Below are 15,413 nucleotides of genomic sequence, written 5' to 3' on the forward strand. Positions count from 1 at the left end.
GGCACATCCTGTGTGCCGGCCCCGCCTCGCGATGCGCCGCTGCTTTCCACGGCGCTGTCTCCTGCTGAGTTACTTCTTGCGGCGGCGGCCGCCGCTGTTCTTCTGCGCCTTGCGCCGCTCGGCGCGGGTCATGCCGTCCGCCGGGGAACGGGTCGGGCCCTCGTCACCGACGAAGTCGCCCTCGACGACACCGCCCTCGCCGTCGACCGTGGGCGCCGAGAAGTGCAGCCGGTCCGGACGCTGCGGGGCGTCCAGGCCCTTGGCGCGGATCTCCGGGCGGGCGGCGGCGGGCACCGCGTCCTGGATCTTCTCCAGGGCGGGGGCCTCCTCCTGGACGGGGACCTCCTCCAGCTGCTGGTCGACCTGGACCTCCAGGTTGAACAGGTAGCCGACGGACTCCTCCTTGATGCCCTCCATCATGGCGGTGAACATGTCGAAGCCCTCGCGCTGGTACTCCACCAGGGGGTCCTTCTGGGCCATCGCGCGCAGGCCGATGCCCTCCTGGAGGTAGTCCATCTCGTAGAGGTGCTCACGCCACTTACGGTCGAGCACCGACAGCACCACGCGCCGCTCCAGCTCGCGCATGATGTCGGAGCCCAGCTGCGCCTCGCGGGCCGCGTACTGCTCGTGGATGTCGTCCTTGATGGACTCGGCGATGAACTCGGCGGTGATGCCCGCGCGGTCGCCCGCCGCGTCCTCCAGCTCCTCGATGGTGACCTTCACCGGGTAGAGCTGCTTGAACGCGCCCCACAGCCGCTCCAGGTCCCACTCCTCGGCGAAGCCCTCGACGGTCTCCTGGCGGATGTAGTCGTCGATGGTGTCGTCCATGAAGTGCTTGATCTGCTCCTGCAGGTCCTCGCCCTCCAGGACGCGGCGGCGCTCGCCGTAGATGACCTCGCGCTGGCGGTTGAGGACCTCGTCGTACTTCAGGACGTTCTTGCGGGTCTCGAAGTTCTGCTGCTCGACCTGGGACTGCGCGGAGGCGATGGCCCGGGTGACCATCTTGTTCTCGATCGGCACATCGTCGGGGACGTTGGCCATGGCCATCACGCGCTCGACCATCTGGGCCTTGAACAGGCGCATCAGGTCGTCGCCGAGCGACAGGTAGAAGCGGGACTCGCCCGGGTCGCCCTGACGGCCGGAACGGCCGCGGAGCTGGTTGTCGATGCGGCGCGACTCGTGGCGCTCGGTGCCCAGGACGTAGAGCCCGCCGAGGGACTTGACCTCCTCGAACTCCGCCTTGACCGCGGCCTCGGCGCGCTCCAGGGCGTCGGGCAGCGCGGCCGCCCACTCCTCGACGTGCTCGACCGGGTCCAGGCCGCGCTGGCGCAGCTCCGCCTCGGCGAGGTCGTCGGGGTTGCCGCCGAGCTTGATGTCCGTACCGCGGCCGGCCATGTTGGTCGCGACGGTGACGGCGCCCTTGCGGCCCGCCTGCGCGACGATCGAGGCCTCGCGCTCGTGGTGCTTGGCGTTGAGCACCTCGTGCTGGATGCCGCGCTTGGCGAGCTGCTGCGAGAGGTACTCGGACTTCTCGACGGAGGTGGTGCCGACCAGGATCGGCTGGCCCTTGTCGTGCTTGTCCGCGATGTCCTCGACGACGGCGTCGAACTTGGCGACCTCGGTGCGGTAGATGAGGTCGGACTGGTCCTTGCGGACCATCGGCCGGTTCGTCGGGATGGGCACGACGCCGAGCTTGTAGATCTGGTGGAACTCGGCGGCCTCGGTCATCGCCGTACCGGTCATGCCGGAGAGCTTGCTGTAGAGGCGGAAGAAGTTCTGCAGGGTGATGGTGGCGAGGGTCTGGTTCTCGTCCTTGATGTCCACCCCTTCCTTCGCCTCGATCGCCTGGTGCATGCCCTCGTTGTAGCGGCGGCCGGCGAGGATACGGCCGGTGTGCTCGTCGACGATCATGACTTCGCCGTCCATGACGACGTAGTCCTTGTCCTTCTTGAAGAGCTCCTTCGCCTTGATGGCGTTGTTCAGGTAGCCCACGAGCGGGGTGTTGACCGACTCGTAGAGGTTGTCGATGCCCAGCCAGTCCTCGACCTTGCTGACACCGGCCTCGTGGATGGCGACCGTGCGCTTCTTCTCGTCGACCTCGTAGTCGCCGGTCTCCTCGACGCCCTTCTGCGGGTTGGCGGGCTCGCCCTTCTTCAGCCGGGTGACCAGCTTGGCGAAGTCGCCGTACCACTTGGTGGCCTGGTCGGCCGGGCCGGAGATGATCAGCGGCGTACGGGCCTCGTCGACGAGGATGGAGTCGACCTCGTCGACCACCGCGAAGTTGTGCCCGCGCTGCACCAGCTCGTCCTGCGACCAGGCCATGTTGTCGCGCAGGTAGTCGAAGCCGAACTCGTTGTTCGTGCCGTAGGTGATGTCGCAGCCGTACTGCTCGCGGCGCTGCGCCGGGGTCATGTTGGCGAGGATGCAGCCGACCGAGAGGCCGAGGAACTTGTGCACCCGGCCCATCAGCTCGGAGTCGCGCTCCGCCAGGTAGTCGTTGACCGTGATCAGGTGGACGCCCTTGCCCGAAAGGGCGTTCAGATAGGTCGGGAGCGTGCCGACGAGGGTCTTGCCCTCACCGGTCTTCATCTCCGCGACGTAGCCCAGGTGCAGGGCGGCGCCGCCCATCAGCTGGACGTCGTAGTGGCGCTGGCCGAGCACACGCTTGGCGGCCTCGCGGACCGTCGCGAACGCCTCGGGGAGCAGGTCGTCCAGGCTCTCGCCGTCGGCATAGCGCTGCTTGTACTCCTCGGTCAGCGCGCGCAGCTCGGCGTCGGAGAGGGTGAGGAAGTCCTCTTCGATGGAATTGACCTGGTCCGCGATGCGGTGCAGCTTGCGCAGGATCTTGCCTTCTCCTGCACGCATGATCTTGCCGAAGACGGACACGTAGGCTGACTCCTTGCCGGTCGGGCCTGGCACTGGGGCTGCCCCCGCCGCGGGCAGGGGGAGGGTGCGCGGGCACGACGGGACAGTCCCCGCCGCAACGGCCATCGTAAGCGAGGACCCCGCCGCGCCGGGAGGTCCGTCAGAGCCTGAGCCTGACGTCACCCGCACGGTGAACGAATGGGGCCGGGCAAAGGTGCCGGGGCCCATGACATTTCTCCACGATCATCGTCAACGGGGAAAATCACTCGCCCGGGACCGGGACCGGCGATCAGACTCCCCGCATGGAGCCCGTACCCCTCACCACCGAACGCCTGGCGCTGCGCCCCTTCGCCCCGTCCGACGTGGACGACGTGCACGCCGCCTGCCAGGACCCCGACATCCCGCGCTACACGAGCGTTCCCTCCCCCTACACCCGTGAGGACGCCCGGACGTTCATCGAGGAGACCTGCCCGGCGGGCTGGCGCGACGACTCGATGTACACCTGGGGCCTGTTCACCCGGGACGACGGCCTACTGGTGGGGTCGATGTGCCTGGTGCGGCTCGCGCAGCTGCGCTCCGCCGAGCGGCAGGCGGAGCTCGGCTACTGGACCGCCAAGGAGCGGCGCGGCCGGGGCTACACCGCGGAAGCGGCCCGCGAGGTGGCCCGCTGGGCATTCGAGGAACTGGGCACGGAGCGGCTGGAGTGGTACGCGGAGGCCGGGAACACGGGCTCCCGGGCAGTCGCCCTGAAGGTGGGCTTCCGGATGGAGGGCACCCAGCGCGCGAAGATCCCGCGCGCCGGTACGCGCCGCGACGCGTGGACCGGCTCGCTGCTCCCCTCGGACCTGGGGCTGCCGTCCGCCACCCCCTACCTGCCGTTTCCCGAACGGGCTTGACCGACCGCGCTCGACCGGCCGGACCCGACCGATCGGACCCGACCGATCGGAAGGCGTTGCCGAGGGCATTGTCAGTGCCGGGACCTAGGCTGGCGGCATGGTCTCCAGCATGACAACTGCCGCCGCTGCCAAGGGTCCACGCGCCGAGCACCGGCTGTCCGCCGACGAGGCGCGGCGCATCGCGCTGCGGTCCCAGGGGCTGCTCGGCGCCCCGGACCGGCGGGCGGGGGTGCGCGGGGTGCTGCGGCGGCTGGGCGCGGTGCAGCTGGACACCATCTCGGTGCTGGCCCGCTCGCACGAGCTGGTGCCGTACGCACGGCTGGGCGGGGTCGGCCGGGGCGCGGTCGAGTCCGCCTACTGGACGCCGCGCACGGCCTCCGAGCCGCCGCACAGTTTCGAGTACTGGTCGCACGCCGCGTGCATCCTGCCCATCGAGGAGTGGCCGCTCTTCGCGTTCCGGCGGCGGGCCTTCCAGGCGCGGGGCCACCGCTGGCACGTGATGAAGGAGCCGGAGCGCTCCTGCGCCGCCGTCCGCGACCGGCTCAAGGCGGACGGCCCGCTGACGGCCACGGAGTTGGGCGGCGCCAAGAACGGCGGCCCCTGGTGGGACTGGTCCGAGACGAAGATCGCCGTGGAGTGGCTGCTCGACACCGGCGAGGTCGTCTGCACGGAACGGCGCGGCTGGAAGCGGGTGTACGACCTGGCGGAGCGCGCCGTGCCGGAGGCCCTCTTCCACGACGACCTCGACGACCTCGAGTGCATGCGCCGCCTGGTCGCGCAGGCGGGCGCGGCGATGGGGGTGGCCACCCGGGCCGACCTCGCGGACTACCACCGCCTCAAGGGCGAGCAGGTGGATGCGGTCATCGAGGCCACGGGGCTGGTGCCGGTCGAGGTCGCCGGGTGGGCCAGGCCCGCCTGGGCGGACCCGGAGGCGCTGGCGGGCGAGGCGCGGGGCCGCCACCGCACGACGCTGCTCTCGCCGTTCGACTCGCTGATCTGGGACCGGCCGCGCACGGAGCGGATCTTCGGCTTCACCCACCGGCTGGAGGCGTATGTGCCCAAGCCGAAGCGGGTGCACGGCTACTTCGCGATGCCGCTGCTGACGGGCGGGCGGCTGGCCGGGCGGGTGGACCCCGCCCGCGAAGGCCGCACGCTGGTGGCCCGCCAGGTGTCGCTCGACGGCCCCAGGGCCGTGGCGCCCATGGCGCGGGCGCTGTGGGAGGCCGCCGAGTGGGTCGGCTGCGACACGGTGCGCGTCGAACGCTGCGACGACACCAGGCTGGCCGCGGCCCTGACCACCGCCCTCACCTGACCACGCCGGTGACCGCGCGCCGGCCCGGCCGGGGCGGCCCGCGGTCACCGGATCTCGAGGATCTTCTCCCTCATCGCGTACACCACCGCCTCCATCCGGGAGTGCAACTGCAGCTTCTCCAGGATGTTGCGGACATGGTTCTTGACCGTGTTCTCGCTGATGAACAACTCCTTCGCGATGTCACGGTTGTTCATCCCGGTGGCCACGAGCTTCAGCACCTCCAGCTCACGGTCGGTGAGCCGGGGGGCGGGCACCAGACGGCGCTCGTCCGTGCGCTGGATCATCGACTTGAACTCGGTGAGCAGCTTGGAGGCCATCGACGGGCTGATCTGCGACTGCCCGTCGGCGACCGCGCGGATCGCGGTGGCCACCTCGTCGGTGGAGATCTCCTTGAGGAGATAGCCGGTCGCCCCCGCCTTGATGGCGTCGTAGAGGTCGGCCTCCTCATCGCTGATCGTCAGCATGATGATCTTCGCGCTGGGGGCCACCTCCTTGATGGAGGTGCACGCCTCGATGCCACCGCGCTTGGGCATCCGCACATCCATCAGCACGATGTCCGGCAGCAGGTCGGCGGCCTTGTCCACGGCCTCCGCGCCGTCCCCGGCCTCGCCGACGACCTCGATGTCCTCCTCCTGCTTCAGGACGATCTCCAGCCCCCGGCGGAAGAGCGCGTGGTCGTCCACCACCAGGACCCGGATGGGCTCCTCGCGCTTGCCGCCCCGGTCCGCGCAGGCGGCCTCGTCGTCATCCTCGCCGGGCACGAGCACTGGCCCGAACCTGTCCGCCATTGTTCCTCCCCCTGAAGGCCCAGAGCCCCTCGCGGTTGCACAGTGCTGCGCCGCCCCAACCTGTTTCGGCGGGCCGATGGTTGGCCGTCCGTCATGATTTCATGCCGTGTGGTCCGGCGGTGCTCCCACCGTCGCACAGGGTGCCCTCGGAGCGCATGGGCGCTCCGAGGGCACCTTTCGTGGTGGCTACGGCGCGGGTCGCGAGAGGCCCCGGCTGCCCGCCGGGATCCCCGGGTCAGCCGCCGAGCGCTCCGCCCGCCCCGCCGGGCTCCGCCTCGAACAGCGGATCGGCGTCGAGACGGATGACGCCGTAGTCGTAGGCGTGCCGCCGGTAGACGACACTGGGCAGCTTGGTCTCGGAGTCGACGAACAGATAGAAGTCGTGGCCGACCAACTCCATTTCGTAGAGCGCCTGGTCGAGTGCCATGGGTGCCGCGGTGTGCGTCTTCTCGCGGACCACCAGGGGGCCTTCGCCCCGAACCTCGAGCGGTCCCATACGGGTGACCGGAACTCCGTCCATCGCCTGCTCCGCGGTGAGTTCCCCGCTGTCGTTGAGCTCCGCGGCGCCGATGACGGTGCTCGCCACGTCGCTCGCGGGAATGCGTCCGTTGCCCCTTCGGGTATGACGCTTGTCGTGTTGCTTGCGCAGCCGCGCTTCCAACTTGGCGGTGGCGAGGTCCAGCGCGGCGTACGGATCGGTCGCCGCGGCCTCTGCCCGGATCACCGGTCCGCGGGAGCGCACGGTGATCTCCACTCGGTCGGAGCGGTCGGCCTGCCTGGGGTTGGGCTCCTTGGACACCTCGACGTCGAGGCTGATCACCTTGCCGTCGAGCTTCTGGATCTTGTCCAGCTTCAGCTTCTCGGCCACGTGCTTGCGAAAGCGCTCGGGCACCTCGGTCTTGCGGCCTTTGACGACGATGTCCACGCAGAACTCCGTTCCCGGATCGCCCCGCAGAAGGTGCGGAGCGCATCCCTCTTGCAACAAGCCCCGGGGATGCCCCGGAGCCACCGACTTGGCGGTTTCACCTCCTCCTCCCCCGTCGGCAAGATCTACACCCCATCGACTTCAAGCTTCTTCGAAGCCGCGCAAAGCGCGCCATTCGGAGATATGAGGCATAGCGCTTGCCGTTCCTCACAACCGAACATATCTCGCCCGGACGCCTGTCGGTAGCCCCTACCGGGGCGTACCCCCATTCAGGTGTTTCCCGCCCGTTTCCATCAGCAACGAACGGCGTTCCCTGTCAGTTCCGCTTTTTCCCTCGTACGCGCTCGGCGGGCCAGCGCTCGACGGTTGCCACCACGGCGGCCCCGAGCGGCCGTCCACCCGCCCGGGAGACGGCCCGCGCGGCCTCGGTGAGCGACGCCCCGGTGGTCATCAGGTCATCCACCAACACCACTGGTTTCTCCTTCCCCAACAGCACCTCTCCCCCCTTGACCACCCCCAGGGCCTCGGACACGTTTGCTCTCCGCTGCCGGGCGTCGAGCCCCGCCTGATCGGCGACGAATCTGCGCTGCCGCAGCACCGCCGCCGTCCGGACGGGCAGCCCGGACCGCCGTAGCACTCCGGCGGCCGCCAGGGCGATCCGCCGCCCCGGATCGTGCCCGCGCGCAGCGACCGCCTGGCGGGCGGAGGGCACCGGCACCAGCAGCCAGGGGCCTTCCCCGGCATTCCGCGCGACGGACGCCACCACCGACCGCACCGCCCCCGCCAGCGCGGTCCCCAGTGGCCCCGCCAGCGCCAGCGCGCCCCGTTCCTTGTGCGCGAGCAGCACCGATCGCACCGGGTCGTCGTACGGTGCCGCCGCGTACACGGGCGGCAGCCCCGCGGGCACCGGGTCCGGCCACGCGCGGCGTACCGGGCGCCCGCTCAGCGCCGTACGGCATTCCTCGCACAGCACGGTGCGCCACCGGCCGCACCCCGCGCAGTCGACCGGCAGCACCAGGCCGGTGATCTCCTGCCACCACCCGCGCATAGGACTACTCTCCCGCCATGCGGCGACCTCTGCCACCCCTGTGGATAACTCCTGGTCACCGCACCAGCAGCCGCACCGGCCCCACCCGTGCCGGCCCCACCCGTACCGGAAAGCGCCTGGTCAGCCCGGGTAGACCGGCGCCGACCCCTCCTTGGTCACCAGCTTCCAGCCGGCGTCCGGCAGCAGGCGCACGATCCCGCCGTCCCGCTCGGCGACCAGGGTCGGTGTCTTGGCCGTGCTCTCCGCGGCGGCGACCCCGCGCACCCCGGTGATGCCCGGCAGCGTCGAGGCGTTCGACAGCGAACCGTCGGTCTCGATGTACTCCAGCTGCTGCAGACCGCCCTGTTCGCTCCCCGCCACCAGCAACCGGCTGCCGCCCGCCCAGGAAACGGCATCGACCTGTTCCAACTTCGGTGCCACGGAGCGCAGTTCCTGCACCGACAGCGTCATGTGCCCCAAGCTGCCGCGCCGTTCCACACGCCCCAGCTGCAGCGTCGTCCGGTCGCCCTTCGTCACCAGCAGCGCGATCCGCACACCGTCCGCGGCCACCCGGAGCCCGGTGATCCGCGCGCCGTCGAGCCGGGGCACCTGGACCTCCTCCGGCGCGCCCATGCCACCGGGCAGGTGCGGCAGGCGCAGCAGCCGCGGCCGGTCCGGGTCCTGGTCGGCGACCCACAGGTCGCCCAGCCCGTCCCAACTCGGTGCCGTCAGGCCGGTCTTGGCCCCGCCGCCCCGCACCGTCAGCCGGGCGTCGCCCAGCGGCCCGCCGACCAGCCCGGCCACGTACAGCGACTGCCCGTTGGCCGTCACACCCGCGGCCCATTTCTGGGACCGGTCCACCGCCGCCGACCGCAGCTGCACGGAGCCCTCGCCGAACGGGCCGCCGACCCGCCGCGGTTCCTCGTCACCGTCGGCGAGACTGACCAGCCGGTGCTGCGCGTCCACGAAGTACTGCCGGTCGGGACGGCCCGCCGTCAGATCCGGCGCGTAGTAGCGGGCCTGCTCCCGTGGCAGCACACACATCTGGGAGCCGTTCTCACGCTGCAGCGTCACCTGGCTGACCTTGGCCGACTGGTCCTGCACCGTGTAGAGGATCTGCGCCGCCATCCGCAGGCACTGCTCCTGACTGGTGCCCGCCGCCCGGTCGTTGAGCCGTACCTTCAGGGCGTTGGAGTCGTCGAGGGACAGCCGCTGGTCGACCACCTTCGTGCCCTCGCGGAAGGCCGTCGTGGCGACCGGGTCGAGCCAGGTCGTCGGCCCGTCCAGCAACGCGTTCACCGTGGACGTCACGGGGTCTATGCGCTTGCGCAGATAGACGGGGTCGGCGACGAGCACGTTGCGGCCCTCGCCCACGCCGCTCGCCCCCAGCTCGGCGAAGTAGTACTTGTTGACCGAGCGGTAGATGCGCTGGAAGTCGGCGATCCCGAGCACCAGTCCGGACGGCAGTGCGTCGATGCGCCACTCCCCGTCCTCCTGGACGACGCGGATGTCCTTCTGGTACTTGCCCTCGTCCGGCTTGTACGCGTGCTTGGCGTCGACCGTCGCGACCTGCTTGCCGTCCAGCGTGACCGCGAAGTCCTGCTTGCGCTCGCCAGTGCGCGAGACGTCCACCTTCGGCGGCGCGGACAGCACCGTCGTCGACGCGGACGGGTCCCACTTCCGCTTCACGTTCTTGGACAGGTACATCCGGGCCGTGGCGTAGTCCGGGTCGTCGCTGGTCGTGGCCTCCAGGAAGCCCGTGACCAGGTCCTGCGGCTGCTCGCCCTTGTGCGGCGCCACCCCGTACACCCGCACCTGCGAGTCCGCGTCGGCGCGCTGCGAGGAGTCGACCGACGTCACCTCGCCGCTGTCCGGCATCGAAGCGCACCCGGCCAGCAGCGCGCCGCTGAGCGCGAGCGCGCCAATCCCCGCCGGCCGCCGCGCACCCGCACCGCGCGCCCGTCGGCGTCCGCGTTCAGCGCCCACGCGCCTGCCCCTCACGTTCCGAACCGGCCTCGTCGGCGGCCGTGCCCGCCGCCCCCTTGTCGTACGGCGCGGCACCGCCCTGCCGCGCCACCACGCGCGCACCACTGCCCGGCAACGCGGTCAGGTCTACGGCCGGTGGCGTGCTGCGCAGTTGCGCCGGCACCGGCGCGGGCCCCTGCGCCCCCGCCTGCGGCGAGGTTCCGCCGCGGCCGGACACGCCCAGCGGCACCCCGGCCTCGTTCAGACCGCGGTTGCGCCGCGAATCCTCCGGCTCCAGCGGGATGGGCGAACCGCGCAACGTGTCACCCGCCGTACGCGGCAGCGTCAGCCGGAACTGCGAACCGCCGCCCGGCTCGCCCCACGCCTGCAGCCAGCCGCCGTGCAGCCGCGCGTCCTCCACGGCGATCGACAGCCCGAGACCGGTGCCCCCTGTCGTCCGGGCGCGCGCCGGATCGGCCCGCCAGAAGCGGTTGAAGACGCGCGTCGCCTCGCCGGGCTTCAGGCCCACACCGTAGTCGCGCACCGCGACGGCGACCGCGCCGCCCGCCGCGGCGAGCCGTATGACCACATCCCGGCCCTCGCCGTGCTCCACGGCGTTGACCACCAGGTTCCGCAGCACGCGCTCCACGCGCCGCGCGTCGGACTCCGCTATCACCGGCTTCTCGTCGCCCCGGACGAGCAGCTTGCTGCCCTTGCGCTCGGCGAGCGGCAGGGCGCCGTCCACGACCCGGTTCACCACGTCCCGCAGGTCGATCGGCTCCGCCTCCAGCGCCGCCGCGCCCGCGTCGAACCGGCTGATCTCCAGCAGGTCGGACAGCAGCGACTCGAAGCGGTCGACCTGCCCGAACAGCAGCTCGGCCGAGCGCGCGGTCACCGGGTCGAAGTCCTCGCGCGCCTCGTGGATGACCTCCGCGGCCATCCGCACGGTCGTCAACGGGGTGCGCAGTTCGTGGGAGACGTCGGAGACGAAGCGGCGCTGCATCCGGGACAGCTGCTCCAGCTGCTGGATCTTCACCTGGAGGTTCTGCGCCATCTTGTTGAAGGCTTCACCCAGACGGGCGATGTCATCCTCGCCGGTGACCTTCATCCGCTCCTGGAGGACACCCGCCGCGAGCCGCTCGGAGATCCCGGCGGCCATCCGTACGGGGGTGACGATCTGCCGTACCACCAGCCAGGCGATGGCGCCCAGCAGCACCACCACGAACACCCCGGCGGTCGCCAGCGTGGTCTTGACCAGGGTCAGCGACTTCTCCTCCTGCGTGTACGGGAAGAGGTAGTAGAGCTGGTACGCCCGGTTGTTGTTGTCGTACATCCGCTTGCCGACGACCAGCGCGGGCTCCCCCTCGTCGGAGGGGCTGTGTTTGATCGACGCGGACCGCTCCAGCGCACCCGTCTGGGTGTTCAGCTGTTTCCGCAGGTCGGCCGGGATGCTGTGCTCGGGGTCGATGTCCCCGGAGGCGCGCGGGCCGCGGGCGCCGACGGCCGACGCCTCACCGTTGTCCGCACTGAGGGCCACCACGTGGTAGACGCCCTGACCACCGCTGGACAGCTGCTGCACCAGGGCCGTCAGCCACGTCCCGGAGTCCATGTTGCGGACGGCGGACTGCGCGGGGTCCTGCCCACGGGTGTCGGCAGCCCCGTCCGCATAGTCGCGGGCGGCGGTGAAACCGCCCTCCGCCTGGCTCTGCGAGGCGTGCCGCTTGGCCTCCAGCAGACCGTTGCGGACCTGCCCGATGACGACGACACCGAGCAGCAGCACCACGCCGACGGACATCAGCAGCGTGGTGGCGACCACCCGCAGCTGGATGTTGCGCCGCCAGAGCCGCATCGCGGGCAGCAGCGGACGCCGCACCCACCGCACGTACAGCCGCAGCACCGGATGGACCGGCCCGGAGGCCGCGCCGTCGGGCAGCAGCCGTCCGGCGCGCCACAGCCGCCGGAAGAAAGATATGCCGCCCGCCGTCTCGACGGGCCGCCCCGCGCCCCACTCCGGAGCGGCACCGTTGCCCGACATGTCAGCTCGGTCCGGCCTTGTAGCCGACGCCGCGCACGGTCACCACGATCTCCGGGCGCTCCGGGTCCTTCTCGACCTTGGAGCGCAGCCGCTGCACGTGCACGTTCACCAGGCGGGTGTCCGCCGCGTGGCGATAGCCCCACACCTGCTCCAGGAGCACCTCGCGGGTGAACACCTGCCAGGGCTTGCGCGCCAGCGCGACCAGCAGGTCGAACTCCAGCGGGGTCAGCGCGATGGACTGGCCCTCGCGCTTCACCGAGTGCCCGGCCACGTCGATGACCAGGTCACCGATGGTCAGCTGCTCCGGCGCCGGCTCCTCCGACCTGCGGAGCCGCGCCCTGATCCGGGCCACCAGCTCCTTCGGCTTGAACGGCTTGACGATGTAGTCGTCGGCGCCGGATTCCAGGCCCACCACCACATCGACCGTGTCGCTCTTCGCCGTCAGCATCACGATCGGCACACCGGACTCCGCCCGGATGAGCCTGCACACCTCGATGCCGTCCCTTCCGGGCAGCATCAGGTCGAGCAGTACGAGATCCGGCTTGGCCTCACGAAAAGCAGCAAGTGCCTTGTCGCCGTCCGCTACAAACGACGGCTCGAAACCCTCACCACGCAGCACAATGCCGAGCATCTCGGCCAGTGCGGTGTCGTCGTCGACGACAAGGACGCGTCCCTTCATATCGACATCATCCCATTTTCGCATCCGGTCCATAGAGCCGGGTGACCGAGCTCACCTGTGGCGAGAAGCATTCTTCGGTGTGTCCCGTTGACCTCGAAGATCATCCGGACTCTTTCCCGGCCGTGGACATCCTGCGGGAATTCCGCTCCGGCGCACTCACTGTCCCTTCTCCGGCCGGCCGCACAGTTCGGCCAGTCCCGCCCGGGTGACCGGCGAGACCACTCCGTTCTCCGTGACGATCGCAGTCACCAATTCCGGTGGTGTGACGTCGAATGCGGGGTTGTACGCCTGGGTGCCGAGCGGCGCCGCGGGTACGCCCGTACCCGCTTCGGCGACCACTCCCGCCACCGGTGGCGCGGCGAATTCCGTCACCTCGTGCCCCGGCCGCTGCTCCACCTCGATCGCGGCCCCCTCCGGGGTTTCCAGGTCCACCGTGGTGGTCGGCGCCACGACGACGAACGGCACATGGTGATAGCGGGCGAGCACCGCCAGCGGATAGCTGCCCACCTTGTTCGCGACCGAACCGTCGGCGGCGATCCGGTCCGCGCCGATGAGCACGGCGTCGACCTCGCCCGCCGCGAAGAGGGAACCGGCCGCGTTGTCCGTGAGCAGCGTGTACGCCATGCCCGCGCGCGCCGCCTCGTACGCGGTCAGGCGCGCGCCCTGGAGCAGGGGACGCGTCTCGTCCACCCACAGGCGCCTCAGCCGCCCCGTCTGGTGCAGGGCGGAGGCCACGGCGAGTGCGGTGCCCTCGCCCCCGGAGACCAGGGCGCCGGTGTTGCAGTGGGTCAGCACGCGGTAGCCGCCTCCGGGCAGCAGCTCCTTGAGCAGGCCCAGGCCGTGCGCCGCCATCCGGGCGCTGGCCTCGGCGTCCTCCCGGTGGACCGCACGGGCCTCGGCGAGTACGGCCGCGGCGGCTCGTTCGGCGTTCGCGCCGTTCCCGACGGCCGCCTCGTACGCCTGGAGCGCGCGCCGTACGCCGTAGGCCAGGTTGACGGCCGTGGGGCGGGCGTGGGCGAGCTGTCCGGCGGCCTCGTGGACGTCGAAGCCGCGTGCTGCGGCCAGGGCCACACCGTAGGCTCCCGCGATGCCGAGCAGGGGGGCGCCGCGCACCGCGAGCGTGCGTATCGCGTCCACCAGTGCCGGTACGTCGGTGCAGAGCAGTTCGACTTCCTCGGTCGGGAGCCGTCGCTGGTCGAGGAGCGCGATCACGGGGCCCTCCGGCGGCTCGTCCCAGCGGAGGGCGGGAGAGACGGGGTATGCGGCGGGATCCACGGGTGCCACGGAGTGATCAGCCATCTGTCCAGTCTGCCCGGCACACCGCGACTATTGAAGGTCTCCCGGCCGTTCCTCCCTCGTACGAGCCCCTGTCCCGCAGCTCGGCCGCGGGCCGGTCCGGCTGTCGGAGCACCGTGACACGATTGCTGGCAATGGCCCGGAGCCGCACCGGCGGACGGGTACCGAGAAGGAGCGACAGCGACATGAACGACACTCCGGGCCGGACCTCGCCCGGGTCTTCCCCCTCCGACGAGCAGCATCCGTCCGTGCCGGAGGAGCCCACCCCTGCGGACGGGAACGGCGGCACGGACGAGGGCGCACGTCCCTCGCAGTGGGCCCGGGAGCAGCCGCCCCGGGGCCAGTGGTCCGCGCCGTCGGCGGTGCCTCCGCAGCAGCGCCGTGCCACGCGGGAGCGCGCTCACAGCAACCGGGGGCAGCAGCAGCCGGGCGCGGCCTGGGGCGGTTGGACGCCTCCGCCGCGTGCGCCGCAGCCGGGTGTGATCCCGCTGCGGCCGCTGGCCGTGGGCGAGATCATCGATGGCGCGGTGCAGGTGGTGCGGCGCCAGTGGCGTACGACTCTGGGCATCTCGCTGGCTCTGGCGGTGGGTACGCAGGCGGTGTCGACCGTGGTCTCGGGCCTGTGGTTCCGCGATGTCCCGGATCTTCAGAAGCTCTCGGAGTCCGATGCCGTGACGCCTCGGGAGCTGTGGAACGCCATGCGTGATTCCCTGGCCGGCGCGGGTGTGGCCTGGGCGCTCAGCCTGATCGGTTCGATCGTCGCGACGGCGATGCTGACGATGGTGGTCAGCCATTCGATCCTGGGGCGTACGAGTTCGGTCGCGGAGGCGTGGCGGAGCGCGCGCCCGCAGTTGGCGCGGATGTGCGGGCTGCTGGTGCTGCTGCCGTTGTTGATCTGTGCGGTCTTCGGCGTGGGTCTGGGCATGGGGCTTCTCGTCGACGCTGCGGGTGCGGAGGCGGCGGGTGCCGCGTTGTCCGTGCTGGGCCTGCTGGCGGGGGTGGTGGTCGGCGCGTGGCTGTGGATTCGTTTCAGCCTGGCGGTGCCCGCGCTGATGCTGGAGAAGCAGGGTGTCATAGCGAGCATGCGGCGTTCCGCGAAGCTGGTGCGGGGTGCCTGGTGGCGGGTGTTCGGTGTGCAGTCGCTCGCCGTGCTGCTGACTCTTGTGCTGTCGATGGTGGTGCAGTTCCCGGTGACGATGATCGGCTCGTTCGTCACGGGTACGGATATGGCGGGCGATCCGATGACGTGGTCTTCGCTCATTTTCGCCGGCATCGGTGGCGCCATCACTTCCACGTTGGCTTTCCCGGTGACGGCGGGTGTGACCGCTTTGCTGTACACGGATCAGCGCATTCGTCGTGAGTCCCTGGACCTGGAGCTTGCACGGGCTGCGGGAGTGGCCGAGTAATTCGGGTTTCCGGTCCCGGGGCTCCGGCCTCGGGACCGGATTTTTCGGTCCCGAGGTTTCTGCCCGGAAATGCAGAAAAGCCCTGGCAGGAACCGGAGTTCCCACCAGGGCTTTTCACTAAAATTTGTTCGGCGGCGTCCTACTCTCCCACACGGTCCCCCATGCAGTACCATCGGCGCTGAAAGGCTTAGCTTCCGGGTTCGGAATGTAACCGGGCGT

Annotated in this window: 11 protein-coding genes and 1 rRNA gene; 3 read left to right on the plus strand and 9 right to left on the minus strand. The window is 70.7% G+C overall.

Annotation, left to right across the window (positions count from 1 at the left end):
• Nucleotides 1-69: 69 nt before the first annotated feature.
• Entirely contained in the window at nucleotides 70-2,886 is a 2,817-nt protein-coding gene (gene secA, locus ACWD4A_RS10515) for a preprotein translocase subunit SecA (RefSeq protein WP_451192007.1), read from the minus strand.
• A gap of 281 nt (nucleotides 2,887-3,167) precedes the next feature.
• Here secA and ACWD4A_RS10520 point away from each other — a divergent pair, with 281 nt between their 5' ends.
• Both ACWD4A_RS10520 and ACWD4A_RS10525 read left to right on the plus strand, forming a co-directional pair.
• On the plus strand, nucleotides 3,168-3,761 hold the full coding sequence (locus ACWD4A_RS10520) for a GNAT family N-acetyltransferase (RefSeq protein ID WP_451192009.1): 594 nt from the start codon (nucleotides 3,168-3,170) through the stop codon (nucleotides 3,759-3,761).
• 109 nt (nucleotides 3,762-3,870) lie between these two features.
• Nucleotides 3,871-5,073 carry a winged helix-turn-helix domain-containing protein gene (locus ACWD4A_RS10525; RefSeq protein ID WP_451192012.1) on the plus strand — a complete coding sequence of 401 codons (1,203 nt, stop codon included), beginning with the start codon at nucleotides 3,871-3,873 and terminating at the stop codon, nucleotides 5,071-5,073.
• 44 nt (nucleotides 5,074-5,117) lie between these two features.
• Here ACWD4A_RS10525 and ACWD4A_RS10530 read toward each other — a convergent pair whose 3' ends face one another.
• From ACWD4A_RS10530 to mtnA, 7 genes are all read right to left on the minus strand, one after another.
• Nucleotides 5,118-5,861 (minus strand): response regulator, encoded by a 744-nt coding sequence (locus ACWD4A_RS10530; RefSeq protein WP_451192015.1) that lies wholly within the window; start codon nucleotides 5,859-5,861, stop codon nucleotides 5,118-5,120.
• 235 nt (nucleotides 5,862-6,096) lie between these two features.
• Nucleotides 6,097-6,786: a ribosome hibernation-promoting factor, HPF/YfiA family gene (gene hpf / locus ACWD4A_RS10535; RefSeq protein WP_451192016.1), complete on the minus strand. Its 690-nt coding sequence runs from the start codon at nucleotides 6,784-6,786 to the stop codon at nucleotides 6,097-6,099.
• 316 nt (nucleotides 6,787-7,102) lie between these two features.
• A complete protein-coding gene (locus ACWD4A_RS10540) occupies nucleotides 7,103-7,834 on the minus strand; it encodes a ComF family protein (RefSeq protein ID WP_451192018.1) in 732 nt (243 codons plus the stop codon).
• A gap of 120 nt (nucleotides 7,835-7,954) precedes the next feature.
• Nucleotides 7,955-9,799: an LpqB family beta-propeller domain-containing protein gene (locus ACWD4A_RS10545; RefSeq protein ID WP_451192021.1), complete on the minus strand. Its 1,845-nt coding sequence runs from the start codon at nucleotides 9,797-9,799 to the stop codon at nucleotides 7,955-7,957.
• Nucleotides 9,789-11,813 carry an MtrAB system histidine kinase MtrB gene (mtrB, locus tag ACWD4A_RS10550; RefSeq protein WP_451192023.1) on the minus strand — a complete coding sequence of 675 codons (2,025 nt, stop codon included), beginning with the start codon at nucleotides 11,811-11,813 and terminating at the stop codon, nucleotides 9,789-9,791. Before mtrB ends, ACWD4A_RS10545 begins: the two co-directional genes overlap by 11 nt.
• 1 nt (nucleotide 11,814) lies before the next feature.
• Nucleotides 11,815-12,492 carry a two-component system response regulator MtrA gene (gene mtrA, locus ACWD4A_RS10555; protein ID WP_003968748.1) on the minus strand — a complete coding sequence of 226 codons (678 nt, stop codon included), beginning with the start codon at nucleotides 12,490-12,492 and terminating at the stop codon, nucleotides 11,815-11,817.
• 156 nt (nucleotides 12,493-12,648) lie between these two features.
• Nucleotides 12,649-13,791, minus strand: coding sequence for an S-methyl-5-thioribose-1-phosphate isomerase (mtnA, locus tag ACWD4A_RS10560; RefSeq protein WP_451192025.1), 1,143 nt, complete (start codon nucleotides 13,789-13,791; stop codon nucleotides 12,649-12,651).
• A 476-nt stretch (nucleotides 13,792-14,267) separates the two neighbouring features.
• Here mtnA and ACWD4A_RS10565 point away from each other — a divergent pair, with 476 nt between their 5' ends.
• Entirely contained in the window at nucleotides 14,268-15,194 is a 927-nt protein-coding gene (locus ACWD4A_RS10565) for a DUF7544 domain-containing protein (RefSeq protein ID WP_451192027.1), read from the plus strand.
• A gap of 126 nt (nucleotides 15,195-15,320) precedes the next feature.
• Here ACWD4A_RS10565 and rrf read toward each other — a convergent pair.
• A 5S ribosomal RNA gene (gene rrf / locus ACWD4A_RS10570) occupies nucleotides 15,321-15,413 on the minus strand; the annotation flags it as partial.

This window comes from Streptomyces sp. NPDC002537 (assembly GCF_053594975.1).